General features: G+C 63.7%; 25 protein-coding genes and 1 pseudogene. 5 read left to right on the top strand and 21 right to left on the bottom strand.

All coding sequences use genetic code 11. The annotated features are described in order from the left end of the window. The first annotated feature begins 585 nt into the window (after positions 1-585). Positions 586-903 (top strand): hypothetical protein, encoded by a 318-nt coding sequence (locus QOL82_RS11865; protein ID WP_283442472.1) that lies wholly within the window; start codon positions 586-588, stop codon positions 901-903. A 229-nt stretch (positions 904-1,132) separates the two neighbouring features. After that, positions 1,133-2,080 carry a diguanylate cyclase domain-containing protein gene (locus tag QOL82_RS11860; RefSeq protein ID WP_283442471.1) on the top strand — a complete coding sequence of 316 codons (948 nt, stop codon included), beginning with the start codon at positions 1,133-1,135 and terminating at the stop codon, positions 2,078-2,080. 202 nt (positions 2,081-2,282) lie between these two features. Here the strand turns inward: QOL82_RS11860 and QOL82_RS11855 are convergent, their stop codons facing one another. The 3 genes from QOL82_RS11855 to QOL82_RS11845 form a co-directional block, all read right to left on the bottom strand. Beyond that, the gene (locus QOL82_RS11855; RefSeq protein WP_283442470.1) at positions 2,283-2,567 is read right to left on the bottom strand and encodes a DUF433 domain-containing protein; all 285 of its coding nucleotides are present in this window, start codon (positions 2,565-2,567) and stop codon (positions 2,283-2,285) included. Between the two features lie 171 nt (positions 2,568-2,738). Continuing rightward, on the bottom strand, positions 2,739-4,568 hold the full coding sequence (treZ, locus tag QOL82_RS11850) for a malto-oligosyltrehalose trehalohydrolase (RefSeq protein WP_283442469.1): 1,830 nt from the start codon (positions 4,566-4,568) through the stop codon (positions 2,739-2,741). A gap of 168 nt (positions 4,569-4,736) precedes the next feature. Then, positions 4,737-5,222 (bottom strand): response regulator, encoded by a 486-nt coding sequence (locus tag QOL82_RS11845; RefSeq protein WP_283442468.1) that lies wholly within the window; start codon positions 5,220-5,222, stop codon positions 4,737-4,739. 431 nt (positions 5,223-5,653) lie between these two features. Between QOL82_RS11845 and QOL82_RS11840 the strand changes: the two genes are divergently transcribed. Then, positions 5,654-6,091, top strand: a complete 438-nt coding sequence (locus tag QOL82_RS11840) for an Hsp20/alpha crystallin family protein (protein WP_283442467.1) — start codon at positions 5,654-5,656, stop codon at positions 6,089-6,091. Positions 6,092-6,108: 17 nt separating this feature from the next. Beyond that, complete coding sequence (locus tag QOL82_RS11835) at positions 6,109-6,507, top strand: Hsp20/alpha crystallin family protein (protein ID WP_283442466.1); 399 nt, start codon at positions 6,109-6,111, stop codon at positions 6,505-6,507. A 119-nt stretch (positions 6,508-6,626) separates the two neighbouring features. Here QOL82_RS11835 and QOL82_RS11830 read toward each other — a convergent pair whose 3' ends face one another. From QOL82_RS11830 to QOL82_RS11785, 10 genes are all read right to left on the bottom strand, one after another. Further along, positions 6,627-7,445, bottom strand: coding sequence for a class I SAM-dependent methyltransferase (locus QOL82_RS11830; protein WP_283442502.1), 819 nt, complete (start codon positions 7,443-7,445; stop codon positions 6,627-6,629). 491 nt (positions 7,446-7,936) lie between these two features. Further along, complete coding sequence (locus tag QOL82_RS11825) at positions 7,937-8,722, bottom strand: helix-turn-helix transcriptional regulator (protein WP_283442465.1); 786 nt, start codon at positions 8,720-8,722, stop codon at positions 7,937-7,939. 323 nt (positions 8,723-9,045) lie between these two features. Then, positions 9,046-9,828, bottom strand: coding sequence for an SDR family NAD(P)-dependent oxidoreductase (locus tag QOL82_RS11820; protein ID WP_283442464.1), 783 nt, complete (start codon positions 9,826-9,828; stop codon positions 9,046-9,048). A gap of 9 nt (positions 9,829-9,837) precedes the next feature. Further along, on the bottom strand, positions 9,838-10,554 hold the full coding sequence (locus QOL82_RS11815; protein WP_283442463.1) for an ABC transporter ATP-binding protein: 717 nt from the start codon (positions 10,552-10,554) through the stop codon (positions 9,838-9,840). Next, positions 10,538-11,287 carry an ABC transporter ATP-binding protein gene (locus QOL82_RS11810; protein WP_283442462.1) on the bottom strand — a complete coding sequence of 250 codons (750 nt, stop codon included), beginning with the start codon at positions 11,285-11,287 and terminating at the stop codon, positions 10,538-10,540. The genes QOL82_RS11815 and QOL82_RS11810 overlap by 17 nt, the downstream gene beginning before the upstream one ends. Before the next feature lie 15 nt (positions 11,288-11,302). Further along, positions 11,303-12,556, bottom strand: a complete 1,254-nt coding sequence (locus tag QOL82_RS11805; RefSeq protein ID WP_283442461.1) for an ABC transporter substrate-binding protein — start codon at positions 12,554-12,556, stop codon at positions 11,303-11,305. 29 nt (positions 12,557-12,585) lie between these two features. Next, positions 12,586-13,581, bottom strand: coding sequence for a branched-chain amino acid ABC transporter permease (locus QOL82_RS11800; RefSeq protein WP_283442460.1), 996 nt, complete (start codon positions 13,579-13,581; stop codon positions 12,586-12,588). Continuing rightward, entirely contained in the window at positions 13,578-14,438 is an 861-nt protein-coding gene (locus tag QOL82_RS11795; RefSeq protein ID WP_283442459.1) for a branched-chain amino acid ABC transporter permease, read from the bottom strand. The genes QOL82_RS11800 and QOL82_RS11795 overlap by 4 nt, the downstream gene beginning before the upstream one ends. Positions 14,439-14,725: 287 nt before the next feature. Continuing rightward, on the bottom strand, positions 14,726-16,060 hold the full coding sequence (locus QOL82_RS11790) for a metal-dependent hydrolase family protein (RefSeq protein ID WP_283442458.1): 1,335 nt from the start codon (positions 16,058-16,060) through the stop codon (positions 14,726-14,728). Between the two features lie 37 nt (positions 16,061-16,097). Continuing rightward, complete coding sequence (locus QOL82_RS11785; RefSeq protein WP_283442457.1) at positions 16,098-16,874, bottom strand: alpha/beta fold hydrolase; 777 nt, start codon at positions 16,872-16,874, stop codon at positions 16,098-16,100. 231 nt (positions 16,875-17,105) lie between these two features. Between QOL82_RS11785 and QOL82_RS11780 the strand changes: the two genes are divergently transcribed. Then, positions 17,106-17,960 (top strand): helix-turn-helix domain-containing protein, encoded by an 855-nt coding sequence (locus QOL82_RS11780; protein ID WP_283442456.1) that lies wholly within the window; start codon positions 17,106-17,108, stop codon positions 17,958-17,960. 24 nt (positions 17,961-17,984) lie between these two features. On the opposite strand, the gene QOL82_RS11775 is transcribed toward QOL82_RS11780, so the two are convergent. The 8 genes and pseudogenes from QOL82_RS11775 to QOL82_RS11740 all read right to left on the bottom strand — a co-directional run bounded on the left by QOL82_RS11775 (position 17,985) and on the right by QOL82_RS11740 (position 25,185). After that, positions 17,985-18,731, bottom strand: a complete 747-nt coding sequence (locus QOL82_RS11775) for an ABC transporter ATP-binding protein (protein WP_283442455.1) — start codon at positions 18,729-18,731, stop codon at positions 17,985-17,987. A gap of 1 nt (position 18,732) precedes the next feature. Further along, positions 18,733-19,557 (bottom strand): ABC transporter permease, encoded by an 825-nt coding sequence (locus QOL82_RS11770; RefSeq protein ID WP_283442454.1) that lies wholly within the window; start codon positions 19,555-19,557, stop codon positions 18,733-18,735. Positions 19,558-19,565: 8 nt separating this feature from the next. Further along, positions 19,566-20,544 (bottom strand): annotated as a pseudogene (locus QOL82_RS11765) (aliphatic sulfonate ABC transporter substrate-binding protein). 43 nt (positions 20,545-20,587) lie between these two features. Then, positions 20,588-21,799, bottom strand: coding sequence for an acyl-CoA dehydrogenase family protein (locus tag QOL82_RS11760; protein ID WP_430438469.1), 1,212 nt, complete (start codon positions 21,797-21,799; stop codon positions 20,588-20,590). Positions 21,800-21,970: 171 nt separating this feature from the next. Further along, complete coding sequence (locus tag QOL82_RS11755; RefSeq protein ID WP_283442453.1) at positions 21,971-22,567, bottom strand: RBBP9/YdeN family alpha/beta hydrolase; 597 nt, start codon at positions 22,565-22,567, stop codon at positions 21,971-21,973. Between the two features lie 34 nt (positions 22,568-22,601). Then, positions 22,602-23,168: an NADPH-dependent FMN reductase gene (ssuE, locus tag QOL82_RS11750; RefSeq protein ID WP_283442452.1), complete on the bottom strand. Its 567-nt coding sequence runs from the start codon at positions 23,166-23,168 to the stop codon at positions 22,602-22,604. Positions 23,169-23,460: 292 nt separating this feature from the next. Then, complete coding sequence (locus QOL82_RS11745) at positions 23,461-24,213, bottom strand: EAL domain-containing protein (RefSeq protein WP_283442451.1); 753 nt, start codon at positions 24,211-24,213, stop codon at positions 23,461-23,463. Positions 24,214-24,369: 156 nt separating this feature from the next. Then, positions 24,370-25,185 carry a MetQ/NlpA family ABC transporter substrate-binding protein gene (locus tag QOL82_RS11740; protein ID WP_283442450.1) on the bottom strand — a complete coding sequence of 272 codons (816 nt, stop codon included), beginning with the start codon at positions 25,183-25,185 and terminating at the stop codon, positions 24,370-24,372. Positions 25,186-25,192 lie beyond the last annotated feature (7 nt).

Below are 25,192 nucleotides of genomic sequence, written 5' to 3'. Positions count from 1 at the left end.
TTTTCTTTCGTCTCGTGGCGGTCTGCTTACATCGTCGATCCGGCTGAATTGACCTGGAATTCGCATGGCTGCATTCGCCTGGCTTCTTTCTTTCGGAGACGGCGGAAACCAGTGGTTAGCCCGTGCAAGTGACATTCGATCGAACGTGGCAGCATCGAACGGGGCTTGCTGGTTAAGACTGCGCCTGAACTTATGGCCCATGCTGGCGGTCGACATCGCACTGCTGCAAAATCGGGCAGTCCGCTCTCTCCATGCCCCTCGACCAATGGTGCTGCAGCGCTTGTGACCAACACTGAACCCATGGGAGCATGTTCGCCGTATCTCCTACATGCACTTCAGTTATTCACCGATAACATCGTGCGCCATATCGCGATAAATTAGACGCTTAATCTATTCAACAACATTTGTCTCTACGATTCGTAGTGAAGTCGTCCAGTCTGGCTGCATTGCGGGGAATTTTTACCGTCAGCGCGCGTCTACATACCATATCGGGATCGCGCAACATTCCGGCGCGACCGACCGGATACAGGCGGGAAGAGTTTATGACCAGACCCTGGTATTGGCAATAGAACAAAAGGAAACACAATGATCTATCGATTCACGCAGCAGGAATCAGTTACGTTGCAAACGAAGTCGTCGACCTATGATCCGGGTCACTTGCTCGACCGCTTGCGCGAGAAGATGCGCCTGAAGCAGGATTCCGCGCTTGCGAAGGCGCTCAAGATCGACAAGCGCCTTATTTTGAAAATCAGGGAACGTCGCGTGCAGATCAGCGGATCGATGCTGCTGCTGATGCAGGAAGTAAGCGGCATCAGCGTGGATGACCTGCGCTCGATGCTCAAGGACAGAAGGCGCAAGAGCCGCATGGAAGGCGTCCCTCGTTTTCCGCTGGCCAGGAAATAGGATGCCCCAGCATTTTTGTCCGGAATACGTGACGGACATTGCCGCGCCAGGTCGCCGGCGTGGCATCAGCAGAGTATGCGGCGCACTGCGCAAGACGAGGAACGATAGGTAACCGTGACCGCGCCGTATCTGCTGCGACCGGTATTGAAACGCACGACATGCCAGGCGGATTGAACAAATAGCCTGAGAAGCACCTTCGCTTTGCCACTGCCGGTTATCACTCCTGCCCATGATCAAGTCCAATGATTTCGAACGCGCGCGTATCCTGATTGTCGACGACTGCCCGGATTCCGCCACGTTGCTAGCCGACCTGCTGGCAATGGAAGATTACCATTCCGTCGATGTCACTACCGATGCAGCCGTGGTGTGTGATCTTCAGCATCTGAACGATTACGACATGATCCTGCTCGATCTGCACATGCCCTATGTCAGCGGCTTGAACATCATGGCGCAAATGCGCAAGCTGGCGCCGGATGCGTTCCTCCCAGTGATCGTGCTCACCGGAGATGACAACCTGCGTCTCGCCGCATTGGAAGCAGGCGCCTACGATTTCCTCACCAAGCCCGTCGACATCGTCGAGTTGGGGGTCCGCATCCACAACATGCTGGAAGTGCGCATGCTTCAAAAATTCACGGAGGAGCAGTGCAGTCTGCGTCAGCTCACCGCAATACACGATCCATTGACCGGCCTGCCGAACCGGCGGCTGGCGCTGGACCGCATCGGCACCGCTGTCAGGCATGCACAGCGGCAGCTGTCGACGACCGCCGTCATGTGCCTGGGCATAAGCGGCCTGAACCTGGTGAACGATCAGCACGGGCATCATTATGGCGATGAATTATTAAAGCGCATCGCGAACCAGCTGGCGCATCAGCTGCGCGGCGTCGACACGGTAGCGCGGATCGGAAAAGAAGAGTTCCTGATCGTTCTGTCCGACATTAATGACATTGGCGACGCCGCGCGCATGGCGCAGAAGATCCTCGATCGATTTTCCGCAGCCGCGACATCGGAGGACGGCGTCCCGGCGTTGACTGCGAGTCTTGGCGTCGCACTGTATCCATTGCACTCCGACGATGCGGACGCACTGGTGCAGCATGCCGACCAGGCGCTATACGAGGCGCAGCGCGCCGGCAGGAACCAGTTTCGTTTCGCCAGCGCGATGGCGCTGTGCACGGCATGAGCGCCGTGGTCTCCCAGATTTGAAGCAGCCTGCCGCTGCACACCCCTTCATTGCAGATCGCCAGCCGCTTTCAACGGTATTCGCCTGCGCTGGTGCGCCCGATGGACGCCTCTCGCCATGCATACCAGCGATGACAGGCGTGCAAGGACGATTGTTCAAGCACTATCGGCCGCCAACGACGTCGGCGATGTCTCCAGCCCACTCAAACGCCGCGGCTCAGCCCGCTGCAGGCCTCGTCGGCCAGAATCTTCCACAACGCGAGTTCCTCATCGTCGACGTGGCCTCGCATCGCCGTGAGCGGGAATTCCCCCGTGCGCAATGCATCGACCACGGATTCACGCGGCATCGCCGGATACGCTTCGAAGATCTCGCTGAGGGTATGCCCGTTGGCCAGGTAGTAAAAAAGAACGACCACTGGAGTGCGTGATCCGTGAAAGCACGGCGTGCCCCCTAGGATCGCCGCATCGATCTGAATAAGTTCGGTCATTGCATCCTTGTCCTATTACACACGAGCCATAGTCGGGACTGCAGCCTGCGTGCCGCTGCACGCTCAGGCTGCGGCAAAGTCGGCAAGCCGCTAACGCCGCGCAACCGTTGCCGTCCCTTTGGCATGGCTGGAAACTGCCTGAAGCCGATCCGTTCCCGCGGTTTTTCCATGTCAGGAATGAGTCTGCGGCGTCGAGAGAAAGGCGACGAGCGCATCGCCGGGCAAGTGGCCGGAACGGGCCGCAATGCCGGCGCCCGGCGTCTCGAACAGCAGGCGATGATCACCGGCGCTTAGATTCCTTTCATAAGGCACCGGCTCGCTCGCCAGGTTGATCGCGATCTCCAGAACAGTCCCGTCGCCCATGCGCCAGCGCGCGGACGTCGCCTTAGCCGACAGCACTTGCGCCGTCTCCGCAGTGCAGCCGGCGAGGCGTGGAATGATTTCCGCATGACGGACCTTGAGCAGCGATCTCGTCCACGACAGCCACTGGCGACATTCGCGGTCGAGGTCCGGGTCGGCGGCCGTGGGCGGGATCGATGCGTCGAACGTGTCCGGATCGTTGGGATCCGGGATGCAGCTGCGCTTTTCCTCATCTTCAAATTCGGCGAAGGCCGCGAACTCGCTGCGCCTGCCTTCTCGCACCGCCGCCGCGAGCTGCTCATCCGCGTAATCGGTGAAATACCTGAATGGCGCCTTGGCGCCGACCGGCTCTCCCATGAAGAGCAGCGGAATCTGTGGGGAGAGCAGTACGAGCGCCATGGCGGCCCGCAATGCGGATGTACGGGCAAGGGTCGTCAGCCGGTCGCCGTACGCCCGGTTTCCAACCTGGTCGTGGTTCTGCAGGAACAGCACGAAGGCGGTCGGCGGCAGATGATGGCTGGGCCGTCCACGGGGTATGCCGTTGCGATGGCTCGACGGCTCGCCCTGGTAGATGAAGCCCTGCTCCAGGCAGCGGGCAAGCTTGGCGGCCGTGTCGTCGGCATAGTCGGCGTAGTAGCCATGGGTCTCGTCGGTCAGCATCACGTGCAGCGCGTGATGTCCATCGTCATTCCACTGGGCGTTGAAGGAAGTCGGCAGCAGATGCGCGGCATTGTCCTCATGCTCCATCACCAGGTGAATGATGCGGTCCGGGCTGATGCGCGCCCGGATGTCGGCGGCCAGTTCAGGCAGCCACTCCTGTTCGGTAATGGCATGCAGCGCATCCAGCCTAAGCCCGTCGAAGTGAAATTCGTTAATCCAGTACAGGGCGTTCTGGACAAAGAATTCCTTCACTTCGGGCCGCCGGAAATCGATTGCAGCTCCCCACGGCGTATCGAGGTCGTCGCGGAAAAAGGCGCGCGCATAATTGCAAAGGTAATTGCCGTCCGGTCCAAAATGGTTATAGACCACATCCAGGAACACCATGATGCCCAGCGCATGCGCGGTGTCCACCAGGGCCTTAAGCTCGTCCGGGCTGCCGTAGGTCTTCTCGGGCGCGAATTGCAGCACGCCGTCATAGCCCCAGTTGCGGCTGCCCGGGAATGTGGCGATCGGCATGAGTTCGACCGCGGTGATGCCGAGCCGCGCTAGCGCTGGCAGCCGCTCGGTGACGCCGGCAAATCCGCCGTATGCGCCGACATGCAGCTCATAGAACACGGTCTCTTCCCAGGGACGCCCGGTCCAACCGGTATCGCGCCACTGGTAGCTGTGTGGGTCGACCACGATGCTGGCGCTGTGCGCATCGCCTTCCTGCGCACGTGACGCCGGGTCGGGTACCTCGAGCCTGCCGTCGAAACGGTACAGGTAGCGCGCCCCGGCGCCGCACCTCGCAACGGCTTCGAACCAGCCGTCGGCCAGCGGCGTCATCGGGATTGTTTCGGTTGCGTTGACAAGCACTTCAACCTGGTTCGCATTCGGCGCCCAGACCCGGAACCTGGTCAGGTCGGGACCGTATAGCGTGGCGCCGTAGGAAGTCATCGGTATGTCGGCGATAGTCTGCTGGGGTAGGTCGTGAGTCTGCATGTTGATTTCCTGTTTTTTTATTCTTGCGGCGTCGGCATCAGATCGTGCGCCGACGCCAATTGGATAGATGGGTAAGACGCCGGCGTTTGCCCGCATCCGGTTCGCCGCGCCTGGGCGGCATTGCAACGGCGTCGGGTCGTGTCGATTGGCCAGGGCGGCGTGAGGACGCTACTGCGCATACCTCGCTTCGTTTGCCGGCTGGCTAACTTTATTCAGGCATACGTTTGCGTTTAATTGGCAATTCATTCGGCGTCCCGCGTGGCCGCCGACCATTGACAGTGCGTCGTGAATCCTGGCTTCCAGCTCCTCCTGTCCGAAGGGCTTCAGGAGGAACGCTACGGCGCCGGCGGCGATTGCGGCTGCCCTGCACCGGTCGTCTCCGGATATGGCAATCACCGGCACGCACTGCCCGGACGATTTCCCGCGCAGATGGCGCATGATGTCCAGGCCGTCCCATCCCGGCATGTGCATGTCAAGCAGGATCAGGCCATAGCGGAGCGCAATGTCTGCCTTCAGCAGTATTTTGCCGTCCGTCACAAATGAGACGTTCGAATAGCCTAGCTGGTTGAGAAGCACCCGTAACACGCCGCCGGTATCGTGGCAGTCGTCGACAATCAAAATAGGGGCAAGTCGGACATCGGGCGGATTCGGCATGGCTGGTGCAGCAGGGGTTAGGAAACTGCGTGCCAATATGCGCTTTCCGCGCCGTCATTTCAGTCATGTTTAATACATATGGAATGGAGATTAAGGTCTTTCTCCGGTTTTTCTCGGCGTTAATGCCGAGGATCAATGCAGGAGTTTCCGCCTGATAATTAATTGAGATGGCTGGGAATATCGGCCTAACCCCGCGGCCCGGGTAACGGCGGTTTCCGGCGCCTGTAACTTCTTCCGGCGCGGTGCGTTGGACTGCGAGCGCGGCCGGCCTTGATCCAGCCTATGCAAGGCACACATTCCGTGCGCCAGCCCACCGCCTCATCCCGGTCAAAAGAGGCTCTTGAAACACCATCAGGTGTCCCTATTTTGCCAATCGAAGGCCACGGTTAGTCCGTGCGTCATTCGTGGACAATGATAGGAGGACTGTAAAAATGTTCCAGTCAGCGTTTTCAAACGACCTCTTCTCGGAGCTGGCGAACCTGCATCAGCAGGTGCAGCGCGCTTTCAATGCGGGTAATGCCATTCGCGGCAACATCCCCGGCGCCTATCCGCTGCTCAATGTCGGCAAGACGGCGCAGTCCGTCGAGCTGTATGCGTTCGCGCCAGGCCTGGATCCGGGCAGCATCGAGGTCAACCTGGAAAGCGGCGTGCTCACCCTCTCGGCCGAGCGCCGCAGCGACCTTCCGGCCGAAGGAGAAAAGGCCACCATCCATATCAACGAACGTTTCACGGGCCGCTTCCGGCGGGTATTGAGCTTGCCCGAGGATATCGATCCCGACGGCGTATCCGCTCTCTACCGGGACGGCGTACTACACATACAACTGAAGCGCCGTGGGTCTGCCCAGGCACGACGGATTGCAGTGCAGTGAATACACGGAGGACGATCATGAATGAAAGAACCAGCGTTGCGAAACAGGACAGGCAAGTATCGGCGGAGGGCCAGGATCGGCGCGATGTGGCGATGACGCCCCCGGTCGATGTGATCGAGGATGCCTATGCGATCACCCTGCTGGCCGACATGCCCGGCGTGTCGAAGGACAAGCTGAACGTCCAGTTTGAGACCGACACTCTGACAATCGAGGGCGAGGTGTCGCTCGACCTTCCGGAAGGCATGGAATCGTCGCATGCCGAAGTCAGGTTGCCGCTGTATCGGCGGGTCTTCAGTTTGTCCCGCGAACTCGATACCGAAAATTCATCGGCCGAGTTCAGGAATGGCGTCCTGAAGTTGCGCATCCCCAAGGCCGCCCATGTGCAGCCGCGCAAGATCGAAGTGAGGACAGCCTGAGCCCGGGGTCTTTCTGCCGCCCCCGCGTGCAGTAAGACCCGTGCCCTGGAACGCAATGCGGACCGGGGCAGGGTTCATCGAGCCTGTGACGCACTTTCTCGATGGTCAAGGTCCAGGCGCTAACGTCGGATCGAAACGATGTGCGCCTGGATTTTGCCGTCCACCCTGCCCGTGCCGAATCGCTCTGCAATCGCGTTCGCCGCCAGTTCCGTGACTTCCGCCAGTCGCGACGCGTCCCGCGCCTCGAGTTCGCTTCGTAGCGGGGTTCCCTGGCAATAGGCAAACGCCGGTATGCGTGCCGACTCGGCCACGCTGCGAGCGGAGACGGTGGCCAGTTCAGGCGCGCCCGCAAAACCGCCGTCCGCCAGGTCCTGCCTGATGACGGCAGGATCATGGTAGCCATGCGGAATCCGTGCCAGGAACTGCGGCGGGTAGCTTGGGAAGCGCATGCGGAGTGCGCCGGTGACGACGTCGGCAAATTCGTTCTCGGCTATCCGGTCCCATACGTTGAAGAGGAAGCGCCCGCCGGGACGGAGGACGCGCCTTGCCTCGGCATAGGCCTTCGCCCGGTCCGGGAAAAACATCGCGCCGAACTGGCACACCACCACATCGAACGTGCCATCCGGAAAAGGAAGTTCCTGCGCATCCGCCTGCCGCCACGTCACGGCGCGATCCGTGCCCACCGCCGCAGCTTCATCGAGCATCGGCTGGTTCAAATCCGTTGCGATGATGGGCACCGCAGGCGGCAGCAGGCGCGCGAGATGACGGGTCACGGCGCCGGTGCCCGCCGCAAGCTCGAGCACCTGTTCCGGCTGCAACTGCGCGACACGCGAGGCGATATCGGCGGCATACGGTTCGAAGATGAGCGGCACCATGTACCGGTCATAGAGTTGTGGGATCGTACCCGCGAATGCGGTGTCGTCATCAGAAGATTTCATCATCGCCTCACTGGATCCGCTTGCCGGCCTTGGCGTATCCCTGCTGCCGGAGCAAGCACCCCGTCAGCCTAATCCGGTCTGGATGCAGGGATTTTGATGCCGGTTGAATCCGGTAAGGCTGCCGGCCCCGGTATTTCCGGAGACCGGCGGCCATTGGTCCTATTTCCGGGTGCAGGCGCAGCCGGTGCCGCACTTGCATTGCGGGCCGCAGGGGCAAGCCGTGCTGGCGGCGGCCTGTTGCGCCGGGATCGTCTGGCAACCGCAGGCACAGCCCTCCCCTGGGCAGTTTTTGCAGGTGCAGGGGGCTTGAGGGATGGCGTTCATGGCGTTCATGGCATTTCTCCTTTGTTGAAAGTGAGATGCCAGTCTAGGGTCGTGCCCGCAATGCGAATTGAATGAAACGGCTAATCGCAGACAGCCAGTCGCGGGCTGGCGCGCGGCCGGCCGGCATGCGGCTGCGGGAGAAGGACGATGGAGCCGTCCAGCGCCGGCTAGGCGCGCTGAACGCCGATCGCGGTCACGCCGAACATGCGCTTGAATGTCCGCGAAAAGTGCGCGGAGTCGGCGAAGCCGCCCGCGTGCGATGCCTCCGTCAGGCTGCTGCCGGCCTCGTACCGCGCGAGTGCGACCTCCAGCCGCAGCCAGAGCACATAGGGCCGAAACCGGATGCCGGTCTCCTGCAGGAAAAGATGGCGGAAGCGCTCGGAGGAAAGATGCACCGCATCGGCAATCTCGCTCATCTGGACCGCATCCGCAAGCCGTTCACGGAGGAGATCGATGGCGCGCGCGATCCGCTTGTCGAGCGGCTTTGGCGAAGAATGATGCATCGAAGACAGCCCGGTGGTCACGGCTTGCGCGCATGACGCAAGCGCTTCATCGCCGTCATGCCGCGCATAGCTGGCCGCGAGCCAGTCAGCCTGCTCGGCAAGCAGTCCGCCGTCGAGCGATGCAATGCCGTCCGGATAGCGTTCCCGCAGCGCCCGGCCTTCCAGCGACTCGGGCTCGACGAACACCAGCGCGACCAGTGTGTCGCGCGCGTCGAATGCATGGGATGCATGGGCCGCGACGATCGCCGCCCCGTAGCTGGCCCAGGCCTGCCCGGGCTGGCGAAAACGCAGCATGCCGCCCGCCAGCGCGAGCGTGATCTGGATCGCATGGTGCGCATGGTTTTCGGTTTCCCTGGCGGCATGCCCGATCCACAGGCTGCCGCCGCGCCAAAAGACAATACGGCCGGCGCCGAACGGGCTGGCCGTCGATCTGCGTCTGCTGCCGTTCATAGGCTTATTTCAAGGAACTCGTGATTACCGCGACCGTGCCCGCCCTGCCCGCGCTTGTTATCCGAAGCGCTTGCCACGACCGCTTGTCGATTCTCCCTTATACCAGCCCTGGCTCGCAAGGCGCCATGGAACTCCCTAGGGTGGAATAGGCGCAAGCGCATAACACCATTCGCTGGGGACGGACGATGGTGCTTGATCGGCCGGTGGTGTAATGCGCTGCGCTTATTACACACTAAAAGGCATGTTTGCGGATCGGAAACGTCGTTCTCATCCGGTACGCCCTGACTTTCGATCGGGCCCGTGGATGCGCCGACGGTTCCCGCTCAGCTCAACGAAAGCCCGCCATCCACTTTCAGGATCGCGCCCGTGGTCCATGCCGAGTCATCGCTGGCAAGATACACGGCCAGCCCGTTGAAATCGTCGGTGCGTCCGATCCGACCGCTCGGGTACAGCGAGGAAATCGATTCCGCGATTTCTGCCTGCTGCTCGGTCGGCAGCCTGCTGATCGTGTTGCGGCGCAAGGCCGTGTCCACCGTGCCAGGGCTGATGGCATTGACCCGGATGCCCTCGGGCGCCAGTTCGAAGGCCATCGCCTTGGTCAGCGAGTTGAGCGCGCCCTTGGTCAGCGAATAGACGCTGGACGGACGGTTCCACAGCAGCTTGTCGGCAAAGTACGAGGACATGTTGATCACCGATGCGCCGGGCTTGCGCATCAGCGGCAGCAGGCTCTGCGTCAGGAAGAGCGGCGCGGCGACGTTCAGGTTGACCTGCCCTTCGAATTCCCGCGTCGTGATCCGGCCCAGCGGCGTGAAGACCGAGGTCCCGGCATTGTTGACCAGCACGTCGATTTTTCGGTTGCGGTTGATGATTGCCAGCGTATCGACCAGCTCCTCGCGATTCTTGCCGTCGCTCAGATCGGATGCATAGGTCTGCACCTCCGCGCCGCATTCGCGCACCTGCGTGGCTGCGAGGCCGAGCTTGGCCTGGTCGCGCGCCACCAGGATGATGTCCGCGCCTTCGCTCGCATACGCCTTCGCGATCGCCAGTCCCAGGCCCTCGGAGCCTCCGGTGATCACTGCCAGTTTTCCAGCCAGTCGTTTCGTCACGGCGTCCTCTCAATGGGTAGCGATGCCAAGATATTGGTGCTGCAGGTTCTCGTCCGACTGCAATGTTTCGGAGGAGACCGTATGGCTGACCACGCCGCCGGACATCAGCGCCACTTCCGCGGCCGCCGTGAGTCCGGCGCGCATGTTCTGCTCGACCAGCAGGATGCTGGTGCCCTCGCGGTGGCACTCGGCAATGAGCTGCAGCAGGTGCTCCACGATCAGCGGCGACAGGCCTTCGGAAGGCTCGTCCAGCACGATCAGCCGGGGATTGGTCATCAGCGCCCTTCCCAGCGCAAGCATCTGCTTTTCGCCGCCCGAGAGCTGGTTGCCATAGTTAGTCTTGCGTTCGGCGAGCCGCGGCAATTCCCGATAGACGCGGGCTGCATTCCATGGCCCGGGCCGACGGCCTTCCATCAGGCGCAGGTGCTCGTCGACCGTCAGGGACGGAAAGACGCGCCGCCCCTGCGGGACCAGCGTAATGCCGGCCGCGGCGATGTCATGCGGCGGCTTGCCGGCCAGTTCGACGCCGTCGAGCGTGATCGAGCCGCTCCTGACCGGGAGCATTCCCATGATGGCCAGGCACAGCGTGGACTTGCCCGCGCCGTTGCGTCCCAGCACGGCCAGCCGCCCGCCTGTGAGCTGCAAGTTCAGCCCATGCAGGATAGGCTGGGCGCCGCGATCGACGTACAGGCCCCTGATCGATAGCGCGCTAGTGGGATTTGCCAAGGTAGATCTCCTTTACGACCGGGTTTGCACGGATCGCGTCGGGCGTCCCGGTCGCGACGATTTCCCCGTCCCGCATGACCGTCACCCGGTCTGCCAGGCGCAATGCGACGTCCATGTCATGTTCGACGAACAGCATGGTGATGTCGCGCGGCAGCGCCTCCAGACGGCGCACCAGTTCCTTCCGGGCTTGCGGCGACATGCCGGCAGCCGGTTCGTCGAGCAGCAGCAGGTCCGGCTTGCCGATCAGGGCCATGCACAGTTCGATCTCGCGCTGCTGCCCGTAGGACAGCTCCCCGACCGGCTGCGCGGAGACCTCCATCAGCCCGAACGCCTGCAGCGCATCGTCGACCCGGCGCTCCATCGCGGGCATCCGGCTCCAAGGCCGGATGCCGATGCGGGGGCTGCCGTTGCCGAGCAGCGATACCCGCATGTTTTCCCGGACGCTGCGGTCGCCGAACGACAGCGAGGTCTGGAAGGTGCGGGCAATGCCGAGGCGCGCCCGCTGGTAGGCCTTCAGGCCGGAAATTTCCCGGCCCCGAAACGAGATGCGTCCCGCCGCCAGCGGCACTTCGCCGGCGATGCCGTTGAAGAGGCTGGTCTTCCCGGCGCCATTGGTGCCCAGCAGCGCATGACGCTCGCCGCTGCGCAGCGCCAGCGACACGCCGTTGACGACCCGGATGACACCGTACTGGATGCTCACGCCGGCCACGTCGAGAATGGTTTCCGATGCCATCGCGCTGGTCCCGGCTTACTGCGCGGTGCACGCCGGATTGTCGCGCGAAGCCGATCCCAGCTTCAGGAACGCGTCGCGCGGAAGTCCGAGGGACTGGGGCACGGCCTTGGCGGTTTTGACCAGCTTGTTCTGGAAACTGCCATTGCTCCCCTGCACCACCTCGGTCACGTAGTTGTCGGCGATCGCCTGCCGGTTCTCGTCCAGCACGACCTTGCCGGTGGGCGAATCCAGCGTTAGCGAGGCAAGCGCCTTCTGGAATTTCTGCTGGTTGTCGCTCAGGTCGCCCTTGACCTGTTCCAGCGCGAGCAGGGCCGCCTTGGTATTGACGTAGTAGCCATGCGCGAACAGCGAAGGCGAGCTGAAACCGTCGGGGAATTTCTTCTTGTAGGCGTCGACGAAGGCAACCCATTTCGGATCGGGGTTGGCATCGGCGATCGGGCCTGCGGAAATGAGCCCGATCATCTTGTTGCGGAACGCGCCCTTGGTGCTCAGCACATTCTGGTCGACCGTCACGCTGCCACCGATGATGTTGGCCTTGCCGCCCGACTGGTAATACTGGGTAAAGAAATTGACCGCGTCGGAGCCGCCCAGCAGCACGTAGACCGCGTCGACATCCTGCGGCAGGCGCGCGATGACGGACGTGTAGTCCTTGGTCCCCAGCGGCACCCAGTTTTTCTGGGCGATCTTGCCGCCCCGTGCGCAGTATTCCAGCTGGAAGCCCATCACCTGCGAATACGGGAAGGAATAGTCTTCGGAGATCACGGCGATATTGCGGTATTTCTTCACGTCATAGGCATAGCTGCCCAGCCCCGCCTGCCATTGCGCGCCGTCGGTCGAGAAGCGGAAGAAGTTGGGCGCCGGGTTGCGCAGCGTCGTGTCCTGCGCGCCGGACGTGCCGTTGAGGAAGGTCTTTCCAGGGACCGTGTTGGCGTAATCCTTCACCGCCAGTCCTTCGCCGCCGGACAGCGGGCCGACGACGAAGTCGACCTTGTCCTGCTCGATCAGCTTGCGGGTCCGCGCCACGGCCACGTCCGGCTTGGCGTTGCTGGATTCCTTGATCAGTTCGATCTTCTTGCCCGCGACCTTGTAGCCGGCTTCTTCCAGCGCCAGTTCGACGCCGCGCAATCCGTCCTGGCCGGCCTGCGCGAACGGGCCTTCCAGCGTCGTCAAGGCGCCCATGCGGATCGTCTGCTGCGCGTGGACGCCGGCGGATGCGAGGGCCAGCGTGGACAGCGCGGCAAGGCCTGCCAGATTGATCATTTTTTTCATCTTGTCTCCTGTGTCTTATAAGTAGTGAATCAACGGGTAACTTTCTCGAGAGTTACTCGGGGTGCTCGGGAGAGCGACTTTCTAAAGAACTGCGACGCGTCCCGCACGATGCCAAGCAGGCCGTCGCGCGAGACGGAAACGATCAGCATGAAGGTGATGCCGATCACGAGGTTGAAGCGCTCCCGGCTGATCAGCTCGGCGGCGAAGTTCTCCAGCAGCACGTAGACCATGGCGCCCAGAAACGCGCCGACCGGGCGCTTCATGCCGCCGATCACGGCCACCACCAGCAGCTGCACGGCGGCATGCACGTCGATAGACGACGGGGAGACCTGGCCGTTGTACCAGGTATTAAGCACGCCGCCGATGCCGGCGATAAAGCCGGCCAGCGTGAACCCCAATAGGCGCAGCGCGACCGTATTGAAGCCGAGCGCATTGAGGCGCAGCGGCGCGTTGCGGTAGGCATGGAACAGGGAACCCGCCGGGGTGCTCTCCAGGTAGGCGACCAGCCCCGCCAGCGCGACCGCGACGGCCAGGCACAGGAAATAGAACGGCGTCGGCGCACGCAGGTTTGTGGACCCGACCGTGGGCGCCCTGATGCCGTTGATGCCGTCGAACCCGTTGAAGACCGCGGTATTCTGCGAAACGAAATAGAACATGCAGACCGAGATCGCCAGCGTGATCATCAGCAGGTAGATACCTGAGGATTTGATCGAGATCGCGCCGAAGACGAAGCCGGTGAATGTCGCCAGCGCAATCGCGGCCAGCACCGCGAGCGGCCAGCCGATTTCAACGCCGACACCGGAGGTATTTGCGGAAAGCAGGGCCAGCGTATAGGCGGCCGACCCGGCGACGGCCATCTGGGCAAAGGAGACCAGGCCCATGAAGGACGCGAGGAAGGTCAGGCTGAGCGCCAGCACGCCCAGGATCAGCATCCGGCACACCACCGTCGCTACCCAGAATTCGCTGGCCCAGAAGGGAAAGGACAGCGCCGCGAGCGCGGCCAGCGCAACCGCCGCGCGCTTCATACCGCCCTTCCCATCAGGCCCTGCGGCCGGAACGCGAGCACGGCGACCATCAGCACGAAGGTCATCAGGATCGCGTAGTTCGGGAAAAATGCCAGCCCGAACTGCTCGGTGAAGCCGATCAGCACGGCGCCCAGCGCCGCGCCCGGCAGGCTGCCCATGCCGCCGACGATGACCACGACCAGCGACGACAGCAGGAAGCGGGAATCCTCGCCCGGCGCGACCGACAGCGCGCTGCCGCCGATCACGCCGGCCAGGCCTGCCAGGCCGGCGCCCAGCGCGAAGACGGCCAGGACATAGCGCGACACATTGAAGCCCATCGCGCCGAGGATGGGCGCATCGTCGACGCCGGCGCGGATGGCCATGCCCAGCCGGGTTTTCTGTATCAGCGCCCACAGCAGCAGGCCGACCACGACGGCCACGGCGATCACGACCAGGCGTATCGTCGGATAAGCCCCGATGATCGGAAACGGCGTCGCATCGAAGATCGCTTCCGGCGGCTCGTACTGGACGGTGGCGCCGCCGTAGCGGATCAGCAGCAGATCGCCGAGGACGATGGAGAAGCCGATGGTGACCAGCGCCTGCCGGAGTTCGTCGCCGGCGAGCCGCTTGACCAGGGTCTGGTGCAGGACGACGCCCACCAGCGCCACGAGCAGGCAGGCGCCGCCCAGTCCGGCCAGCCATGACCCGGTCTTCAGCGCAATCTCGTAGCCCGAGTACGCGCCCAGCAGGTAGAGCGCGCCGTGTGCCATGTTCACCGACCGCAGCAGGCCGAAGATCAGGGAAAAACCGCTTGCAACCAGAAAATAGAGGGATGCGACCGTGATCGCATTCATCGTCACACTGAATAGTAGCTTCATGCCTGGCCCACCTTATGAGGACCTGAACCGGCGCCGGCATGCGGGCGCGCCTGAAAACCGGCGCGCGGCCGGCTTTCATTCAGGTCATGGACTTCACTGTTGCATCGCCGATGGCGTCTCCGGAGCAGGATGCTGCCCATGGGACTCGCACCGATGGCGGCCTGCTCCGCCAACGAGCCGCTGCGCCGCCGGGATGGCAAGCGAGGCGTTCCAGCGATGGCGCGGACGCGACCGCTCCAGGCCGACTGCTGCGGGCAGCCGGCTCTCCCGGGGCAATGTGCCGCCCTTCAGCTCGCCATTGCTTCCTTGAGACCCTCGTCGGCCAGCGGATTCTCACGCGGTGGAAGATGGATCGATGCATCGGCCGGGCTGGGGTCCGAGGGGGTCTTGTACGTCACCCCATCCTTCATGACCATCGCGATCCTGGACGGCTCGGTCAGGTAGCCGAGATTCGTCAGCGGGTTGCCGTCGACCAGCACGAGGTCGGCCAGGTAGCCGGGCTTGAGCTGCCCGAGTTCATGCGGACGCATCATGATTTCGCCGCCCAGTCTGGTTGCCGACAGCAGCGCTTCCTTCGCCGTCATGCCGACGTAGTCGACCAGGTATTGCAGGTCGTTCGCATTCGTGCCGTGCGGCATCCAGGCGAAGCCGTAATCGCCGCCGGGCAGCACCCGGATGCCGCGCTTGTGCATCTTGCGCAGCGTTTCCGTGGCCGCCTCGAGCTCGCGCTTGTAGCCCATCTTCTCCGCGATCTCGGGCGTGATGCCGTATTCCGACGCATTGAAATTGGTGCGGATGAGCCAGGCCAGTCCCGGCGCGACGAAATGCTTTTCCTTGTTTTCCTCCAGCATGTCCAGCGCTTCCTCGTCCGCGAAGCTGGCGTGGTAGACCAGTTCGATCCCGTGGCGCACGCATTGCTTGACCGAATCGCTGGAACGGGCATGCGCTGCGACCCGCTTGCCGTTGCGCTTTGCTTCGCGGACCAGCATCGCGATTTCTTCCTCAGAGAAAGGCGAGGCCTCGGCCGACAGGCCGGCGATATATTCGCCGGACAAGTTGATTTTCAGATGGTCGACGCCGTACTTGATGAACATGCGGGCGCATTGCCGCATTTCCTCGGGGCCGCTCACCATGCTGCCGAAACTCAGTTCCTCGAACGGCAGATGCGGCAGCGTGTTGTCGCCGAGGCCGCCCAGCGTGCAGATTTCCTGGCTGCCCGCCAGGTAGCGCGGCCCGGGAAACTGGCCGGACTCGACCGCGTTGCGAAGCACGACGTCCAGGCGCGGCTTGGCTGCCGCCGCGCCGATCGCCGATGTCCAGCCCATGTCCAGGTAGCGCTTCGCCACGCCGACGCACCACAGGATGTGCTCTTCCGGCGGCATCATCTGGATCGCGTTCAGCGACGGCTGGTCGTTCCACGAGAAGTGGGTATGGGCTTCCGTCATGCCGGGCATCAGGAACTTGCCGCCGCCGTCGATGACCTTGTCGGCGGCGCCATGAAGCTTGCCGGGCGCACGGGCCACCTCGACGATCCGGTTGCCTTCGATCAGCACCTCGCCCTTGTAAGGGTCTTCGCCGCTGCCATCGAACACGAGCACGTTGGTAATTGCAGTTTTCATCATTGCTGTCTCCTCTTTTTTTATGTACTTGCGCTACCGGTCAGGCCGACAGGAATTTTTCCAGTTCGGCATTGCACTCGGCAGGCTTCTCGAAGGCGGTCCAGTGGCCGCAGCCGTCCAGCACGACCACCCGGCTATTCCTGATCCGCTGTCCCATTGCCTGCACCGCCTGCGCCGGCGCCACGCCGTCCTGGTCGCCGGTCACCAAGAGCGTCGGCACCGAGATCGCGTCGATGTCGGCGGCTTGCGCATTGCCCAGCGCCCTGCAGCTCTGTGCATAGCCTTCCGGCGACTGGCGCATCACGCTTTCGCGCACGAGCGCCACCGCGGCCGGCTGCTGCGCCCGGGTTTCCTTGCTGATTGCCGCCCCGACGATGGCGTCGGCGATTTCCTGCATTGCCGCGAGCCCGCCGGCCGCCTTCTCGGCACGCGCGAGGATGTTCGGGCGCGCTGCCTCCGGCGGGCACACCAGCGGGCCGAACAGGGCCAGGCCGCTCACGCGCTCCGGGTGCTGCACCGCGATATGCTGGCAAACGATGGTGCCCATCGAATGTCCGCAGAACTGGGCCTTGTCGATCCCGAGCTGGTCGCAGACGCGCAGGACCGCATCGACCATGGTGGCGATGCTCAGCTCGCCGGGCGGGTTTGCCGAGCGGCCGCTGCCGGGAAGGTCGATCCGCACGATACGATGGCCCTGCATGGCGGGCATCAGCGGCGTCCAGCTGTTGCTCGTTCCTCCCAGGCCATGCACGCAGACGATGGCGTCGCCGTCGCCGTCGATTTCTACTGCCAGATTCCCGATGATTTGTGTCGCCATTGTTTCCTCGGTGATTAAAGACTTTTAATTAAATTAAAGTGTGCGGCGTCGTTGACCGTTGCCGGAGTCTAGGAGGTCGCCCGGGTTCGCGCTTGTCATGTCGTCCACGTACTTATCCCCTGATCGCGCCGCTTATCAATGCGTCTGATATCTTTTTCCCGAATGCGTGATCGGAGGGTTAACTGCGTAGAATTAATAAAAAGCCGGATTACACGGCACAAGGAGACAAGCATGGCAGAGGCATACGCCGTCTATGAGGGCGCTTTTGGACAAGCCATCGTGCTGGAATCGCGTTCCAACCTGGTGGCGCATTCGCATTCGGAATCGCAGATCGCTTTCTGGCTGGGCGGCGCCCGTGCCCAGGCGCATGTCGGCAGCGACATCATCGAATATGGCGAGACCGTCGGCCTGGCGACCAACGCCTACCAGGCCCATGACATGACGCTGACGGAAGGAAATGGTTCGGCCGTGTTCCTGTGCCTGATGATTTCGCATTCGTGGCTGAACGAGCGTCGAAAAGTCACCGGCCGGCCATTCATTTTTCCCTCGCCGCGCGTCCCTGTCGACGATACGCTGCGCCGGGAGTGCTGGAAGGTGCTCGACCTGATCCTGACAGCCCGCGAGGCCGGGCCGGGCGTTGCAGAAGAAGTCGAGCGGCTCATCCTTGCCACGATCGACGCCACGACCGCATCCAGGGAAGCCGCCAGTATACGCATGCTTCCGCCGCTGCTCGACCATCGCCTGCGCACCGCCATCGCATTGATGCGGGAAAATGTGTCGTGCGGCATCACGCTGGACGACATCATCGGCAAGACCGGTCTGTCGCGCGCCCATTTCTTTGCCCTGTTCAAGGACCAGCTGCGCACGACCCCGCAGGTGTTCTGGAGCGCCGTGCGCGTGGAGGAAGCCATGCGGCGCCTGATCCGGCAGGGCGAATCGCTGACCGACGTGGCGATGGACCTCGGTTTCTCGGCGCCCAGCAATTTCTCGCGGTTCTTCAAGGAACATATCGGCGTGTCGCCATCCACCTACCGGCGCAGCGCCATAGGGGCGCTGCCGATCAAGGTCACCGGCCTGATTCCCTGATCCGCCGGGCGCGCGGCCGCTGGTTCAGATTGCGTGGGCTGCGTGCAGATGCGCGAGAATGTCGGCCTTGAGCGGCGCGAGCGCCGCGTCGCCCCGGTCCCGCGGATGGGGAAGCGGCAAGACAAATTGTGCACGCAACGGCGCCGGCACGCTGTCGAGTTGCAGCACGCGGTCGGAGAGGTGCAGCGCCTCGTCGATGTCGTGCGTGACCAGCAGGACGGTCAGCGCATGCTGGCGCGCCAGACGCAGCAGCAGGTCCTGCAGTTTCATGCGGGTGAAGGCGTCGACCGCGGAGAACGGCTCATCCAGCAGCAGCAGGCGGGGCTGGCTGTACAGTCCTCGTGCAATGGCCACACGCTGGGCCTGCCCGCCGGAAAGCTGCTTGGGCAGCGCATTTTCGTAGCCGCGCAAGCCGACTTCATCGAGCAGCATCGCCACCCGCGCCGCGTGGCTGCGGCTGTGCCCGCCGCCGGCGCCGAAGGCGATATTCCCGGCGACCGACAGCCACGGGAACAGCCTTGGTTCCTGGAAGATCAGGCCCACCGTGCCCGGCATCTCGCCAGGCGCGCGGCCGTCGATGGCAATGCAGCCGCGGAACGCGTGGTCCAGCCCTGCCACCAGGGACAGCAGCGTGCTCTTGCCACAGCCGCTGGCGCCGATCAGGCTGACGATCTCGCCCGCATCGAGTTGCAGATGCAGGTCGCGCAGCACCAGGCGCGCGCCATGGTGCTTCTCGTCGACATGGAGTCCAAGCATGGGCTGCACGGTCATTTCAACGATCCTCCACGCTCGTGTCGCGCCAGGCGAGCAGGCGCCGTTCGAGCCGCTGCATGAGACTGTCGCTGGCCTTGCCGAGCAGGGCCAGCAGGCCGATCGCCGCAAGCACGATGTCGGCGCGACCGGTTTCGCGGCCGTCGGACAGCAGGTATCCCAAGCCGCGGCTTGCTGCAATCAGTTCGGCGGCGACCATGAACATCCAGGCCAGGGAAAAGCCGTTGCGCAGGCCGGTCAGGATCGACGGCAGCGCGGATGGCAGCAGTACCCGCCAAGCCAGCGCGGAGCCGGACAGCCGGTATAGCCGCGCCACTTCCACCAGCTTGCGGTCGGCGCCGCGAATTCCGGAAGACACGCCCATGTAGACCGGAAAAAAGGCGCCGATCGCTATCATCACGATTTTGGGCGCTTCGTCGATGCCCAGCCAAAGGAGCAGCAGGGGCACCCAGGCCAGGGATGGAATTGCGCGCAGCGCCTGGAAGCTGGGATCGAATAGCGCTTCGGCGCGACAGTCCAGCCCGACCAGCGCCCCGAACAGGATGGCCAGCGCCGCGCCGATCATGGAGCCGGCTGCCACCCGTGCGGCGCTGGCCAGCAGATGCGCGGCAAGGCCATGCTGGGCCAGCCACACGATGGTCCGCGTCACCTCGCTCGGCGCCGGCAGAAGGTTTGCCGGAAGCCTGCCGGCGCGCACGCCCACCTCGACCGCAAGCAGCAGCGCTACGGGGAACAGCAAACCAAGCAGCGCACGCCGCGATAAGGGCTTGCGTCTGCCGGGTACGGTCGCTGCAAGCGCGGGCAGCTTGGACGAAGGCGTCGCCATTGCCGGCCTTACCCGCGCGCCAGCAGCGATTGGGCGAACCGAACGTCCACCAGATCGGCGATTGCGCGGCTCAGGTCGGTGCCGGGCTTGACAAGCGCTTCGTCCTGCAGGATGGGTGCGGCGACCTGCAGCGCCTTCATATGCTCGGCCGTCGGCAGCGGGTTGCTGAAGTCGGTCCGCAGCTTCACCTGCATTAGCGCGACCGGCAGGCTGACCTTCGCTTCCTCGGCCAGGATTTTCGCTGCCTCGGTCGGGTTGGCGAGTGTCCAGAGCCGGGCGCGTTCGTATGCCTCGATCACCCGCCTAACTTCCGCCGGGCGGCTCGTGATGAAGGCGTTGCGCACGTTCAGGAAGCCGTAGGTGTTGAAGGCGATGTTCCGGTAGATCAGCCGCGAACCGCTTTCCAGTTCGCTGGCGGCCATCATCGGGTCGAGCCCGGCCCAGGCATCCACCCGGCCTTGTTCCAGCGCCGTGCGGCCGTCCGCATGCTGCAGGCCGACATGCTCGATGTCGCTGCGCTTGAGGCCGGCGGTCTTCAGGGCACGCAGCAGAAACAGGTAAGGGTCGGTGCCCTTGGTCGCCGCGACCTTTTTCCCCCTGAGGTCGGCCACGGTACGGATGGTCGATTCCTTCCTGACCACCAGCGCGGTCCACTCGGGGCGCGAGAAGATGTAGGGCGCGGATCGGTGCGCCGTTGGCACGGGCCAGCAGGGCCGCCAGGCCGGCGGACGAGCCGATGTCGATGCTGTTGGCGTTCAGGTATTCGAGCGCCCGGTTGCTGCCAGCCGAGAATACCCATTTGATGCTGGTGCCATCGCTCCTGAATGCTTCTTCCAGCCAGCCGAAGCGGCGCAGGACCAGGCTGGTCGGCGAATAATAGGCATAATCCAGCCGCAGCTCCGTGAGCGGCCCGGCGGCGCGCGTCAATGCGGGAGCAATCGTGGCGGCCGCGCCGGCGGCAGCCTTCAGGAAGGTTCGGCGTTGCATGTCGTCCTCGTGGTTCGTTGTGAATCGGGTGCGATCGCCCGGCTCAGGAATACGCAGTTGGCTCGGGGTAGCTGCCGTCTAGCATGTGGCGGCCGATGTCGCGCAATTTATAGTCCACCGGATCGTGCAGCGTATGCACCCGCGCGTTGCGCCAGAAGCGGTCCAGACCGTAGCGGCATGATGTGGCGCGTGCGCCCATGAGCTCGAACATCTGGCTGCTGACCTCGATAGCTGCGCGGTGCGACAGGCACTTGGCTTCGGCCACCGCGATGGCAACCCGTCCGCGCGCGTCCGGATCCAGCGGCCCGGTGCTGTTGAACGCGTGGTCCAGTCTGGCGGCGGCGTCATCGGCCAGCAGTTGGGCCGGGCGCAGGAGCAGCCAGAGCTCTCCGTAGCGGTGCTGGATATACGGGTCTTCCACCGCTGCGGACACGCCGGATGCCTGCCAGGGCCGCGACTCGTCCGCGGTGTAGCGGCGTGCCGACGCGTAAGCGCCGAGTCCGATGCCGAGGTAAAGATTGGTCATGATCAGTTGCGACACGAGAGTGCGCAGCGTCGTGCGTGTCGTAGGGATTTGCAGCGGCGCCTGCAGCACCAGTTCGTCCGGCAGCAGCGCCTGGGTGAAATGGACATTGCCGCTGTCGGTCTGCCGCTGCCCGAATGCATCCCAGTCCGCTTCGACACGTATCTTTTCCTGCATCGTCGGCAACACGCCGATCACCGCGCTCTGCGTCTCCTCGTGCCAGGCCGACACGGTCATCCAGTCCGAGCCCACCGACCCGGAGCAAAAGCTTTTCACGCCGTCGATCAGATAAGCGCCGTCAATGCGCGTGGCGATGGCACGTTTGTCCAGCGGGTTCAAGGCATTGCCCCAGAACAGGCGTCTTTCCGCGGTATGCGACAGCAGCCGCTGCTGCTGCTCCGCGTTGCCGTACAGCCGGACGCCGGCCAGTTGCAGGTGATGGAACGCATACACATGTGCAAGTGCGCTGTCGGCCTGTGCGAGGATGCGGACAGTTTGATACACGGTGGCCCAGTCTGCGCCCTGCCCGCCGAATTCGACGGGAATGGACAGCGCCAGCAGGCCGGACGCGCGGATCCATTCGCGTTCCTGCGCCGCATGGCCTCCCGCGCGGTCGCGTTCGGCAGCGCTCTCCGCCAGCCGGAGCGCGAGTCCCGTGGCGACGCTGAGCGCCTCGGCAGCGGTACCGGCGGCCTCGTCGGGGACAGTGGAACTAATGAATGGCAAAGGCATTGTTCAGAAAATGGAAAGTGGGAACGCTGCCAGTATTGCGCGCTGAATCGACGTTCGTACACGAATACATTTGCAGTTGCTTATGCAAAAAAAAGCCGCTGCGTCAGGTCTGCACCGGCGCAGGGTTGCACGGACGGGCAGCGGCAGCGCATTGCATCGGCATGCATGCCGTCATCGTCCGGCAGGCGTCCTGGTTTCAGATTCGCTGCCGCATGCGCAACGGGCGGGCGATGGCAGGCGCGCCAGCAGCCGGTCGAACTGCGCTATTCCCTGCGGCCATGCACCGATGCCCGAATCGGCATTGATGTGACCGAGTTCGCCCGCATTGAAAAACGCGGCGCCCCATCGCCGAGCCCACCATGCCGCGCTGACGACGTCCATCCACGGATCGTTGGCGCTTGCCACGACCGTTGCCGGGCAAGGCAGCGTCAAATCGCGCAGGGTTGCGCCCAGCCGGAAGCGCTGAGGATCCGCGGGTGCCACCAGGAAGAGGCCATGCAGATTGCGCGCGCCGCCTGCGGCAGCATGCACCGCGGCCAGGCAGCCGAAGCTGTGCGCTACCAGCACGGCGGGGCGTGCCGAGCGGCGCAGGGTGCTGGCGACGCAAGTCGACCAGGCATCGATATCGGCCACGTTCCACTGCGCCTGCTCCACACGCTCGAATCGCGGGGCGTGCTGCTGCCAGAGCGTTTGCCAGTGTCCGGGCCCGCTATCTTGCAGACCCGGAACGATCAGGACGCGAAAGCGGTCGGCTGCCGGGGTCATCATGCGTGCGACTCCTTCCATGTCTCCGGGGCCGCCGTCAATCCAGGGGCACGGCCTCAGGCTCGCTGAATTCGCGGCGTGCCAGCAGGCCGGTCGAGAGCGCGTCCACGCCATCCTGGAGGCGCCGCGCAATACCCGGCTCGATCGACAGACCGTCCTGCTCGGACCACTGCACCTGCGCGTCGGTTGCATAGATGCTTGCCAGCACATGGCGAGCGCCCAGCGCCGACAGCACCGGCCGCAGCGCGTAGTCCAGTGCCAGCATGTGCGATTGGCTGCCGCCGGTGGCCAGCGGCAGCACTACCTTGTCGTGGAGACCGTCCTGCGGCAGCATGTCGAGAAAGGCCTTGAGTACGCCGCTGTAGGCGGCCTTGTACACCGGCGTGGCTATCACGAGCGCGGAAGCGTCCGCGACCAGCGAAACAGCACGGGCCAGCTCTGCATTGGTGAAATCGGCATGCAGCAATGCCTCGGCAGGCAGGTCGCGCACCTGGAGCCGGTGCGTGCGATGGCCCAGCAGCGTAAGCCGCTCGCCCGCGTGGTGCAGCAGGCGAGTGGAACGGGATGGCGTCAATGGACTGCCGCCGATCAAGAGTATCGTCATGACGGCTCAGCTCCTCGCCGGCCAATCCGGCCTGATACTTGTGCTGGCTGTTGGTAAAAATGCGTGGTGACCCATGAAACGTCCCCTGAAACAGTGTGTAGGAAGCTCAGATTAAACGCCGGCGCTGACAATGGAAACGAACGATTTGACGCAAGCTTATGTTTCAGGCGCATAAGCGCGGCATGCATCATCGCGCGGCCGGCTAGTGATCCAGCCATCCGGCGCCGAGGCCCTGCACCGAGTTCACATCTGCCTGGATGACCATTCAGGTATTGAACGCGAGGCGGCTGCGCTAGCGGTTGCGAAGCAGGGCACTTGCCTCGCCAGGCAGCCTCGCGCGCGTCGCGCCGCCGGCGCAGCCTCGATCGCTCGCGAATTTTTCATTCGGTGTCGTCAGCGTGGCTTCGGGCCGATCCCATGCATGTCCCTGCGCGAGGATGAAGCGCGCGCTTTCTGCCGCACTGGCGACGGCCGCGCATTCGACCTGCTTCAACAGCAGCACGGTGCCGAGCAATCGGCACCGTGCGGCCAGCGCGTCCAGCGCAGCGGCGCTGCTAATCTCTCGTGCATCGAGCTTCAGCACATCCGGGGTAATCCGGTCGAGCAGCCGTAGAGCATCGGCGACGTCGAGCGCGTTCAACGCGACCCGAAAACCGCTGCGCCGGTAATTGTCGGCGACATAGCTCAGCAGGAATTGCTGACCTGGCCGGGCAGGCGGCATTTGCAGCACGATGCGATCGATCGGCAGGCCAAGGCTGACCAGGACCCGCCGGAACACCACGCCGTGGCTGCCCGACACCGCTGCCAGCAGGCGCTCATGCACGCTGAGGTAGAGGTCTGCGCTGTCGCCCGGTGACTGCCGGAAGAAATTAATGGCGTGCAGCATCCGGCATAAGCGGTCCAGTGCAATGGACTCGTCGTCGCTGGCGGCGCCTTCCAGCAATTTCCAGATCGACAGCGCGGCGTTGTGTTCCGACGTGCTTCGCACGAAGGCTTCGTAGCCGACCGGCTCCGCGCCGGCAAGCCGCCGCACTGGCTGGAACACGCTGGTGAGCGCGCAGTTGAAGTACGTTCCGTGGACCTGCCCCGGCCCGTCGCGCCAAAGCCGGTGATGCGTGCGGCCTCGGCAGGCAGGCGCCGCAGGTAATCGTCAAGTACCGGAAAGCGCATCGTGGAGTCTCCGCTGAGTCACAGGACAGCCCTAGCCGCGCGGCAGCCAGGCAAATGTATAGAGGCGGTCATTGTTGCCATGAGACTTCTTGAGCTGCGCACGCACCTCCGGCGACTCCTGGTAGATCCGGACGAAGCGCAGCAGGCGCGGGTCGGCCGCATTGTCCGGGCGCGCGACGAAGCGGATCGCGAAATCGAGGTCATCCACACCCGAGAGCAGCAGCGCGCTGCCGGGGTCCATGGTGCCGGCCGCGACCAGGTGGCCGGGATAGCCCTGGGCGAGGTCGACGTCGTCGATCGCCCTGACCAGTTGCGGACCTTCGATTTCGAGGATCTTCACTTTTTTGGGATTGGCGACGACGTCGCGCAGGCTGCCGCGCGTGCCGACACCATCGCGCAGCTTGAGCACGCCGGCCTTCTGCAGCAGCAGCAGGCCGCGGCCCTGGTTGACCGGGTCGCTCGCTACGGCGACCGTCGCACCCGGCTTCAGGTCGGCAATCTGCTTGATCCGCCTGGAGTAGAGCCCGATATTGGACAGCACGCCGACGCCGACCACGTTGAATGCATAGCCGCGTTCCTTGACCGCATTATCGAGGAAGGCCTTGTGCTGAAAATAATTCACATCCAGGTCCTTGTTCGCCAGCGCGAGGTTGGGCGTGGTCCAGTCGCTGAACTCGATGACCTGCACGTCCAGACCCTGCTTGCGCGCTTCCTCCGCGGCGACGTTGACCGAGTCGGCCAGCGCGCCGGGCGTGACGCCAATTTTCAGCGGTGCGGCCTGAGCAGGAAACGCCAGAAGCAGCGCGGCGAACGCGGCTGCCAAAATTCTTGCAATCGATGGTGTCATTCGAATC

It is taken from the genome of Noviherbaspirillum suwonense, from assembly GCF_900182955.1.
Classification (GTDB): domain Bacteria; phylum Pseudomonadota; class Gammaproteobacteria; order Burkholderiales; family Burkholderiaceae_D; genus Noviherbaspirillum_A; species Noviherbaspirillum_A suwonense.
Note: the sequence above shows the minus strand (reverse complement) of the source record. Positions and strands in the feature narration are given on the sequence as shown.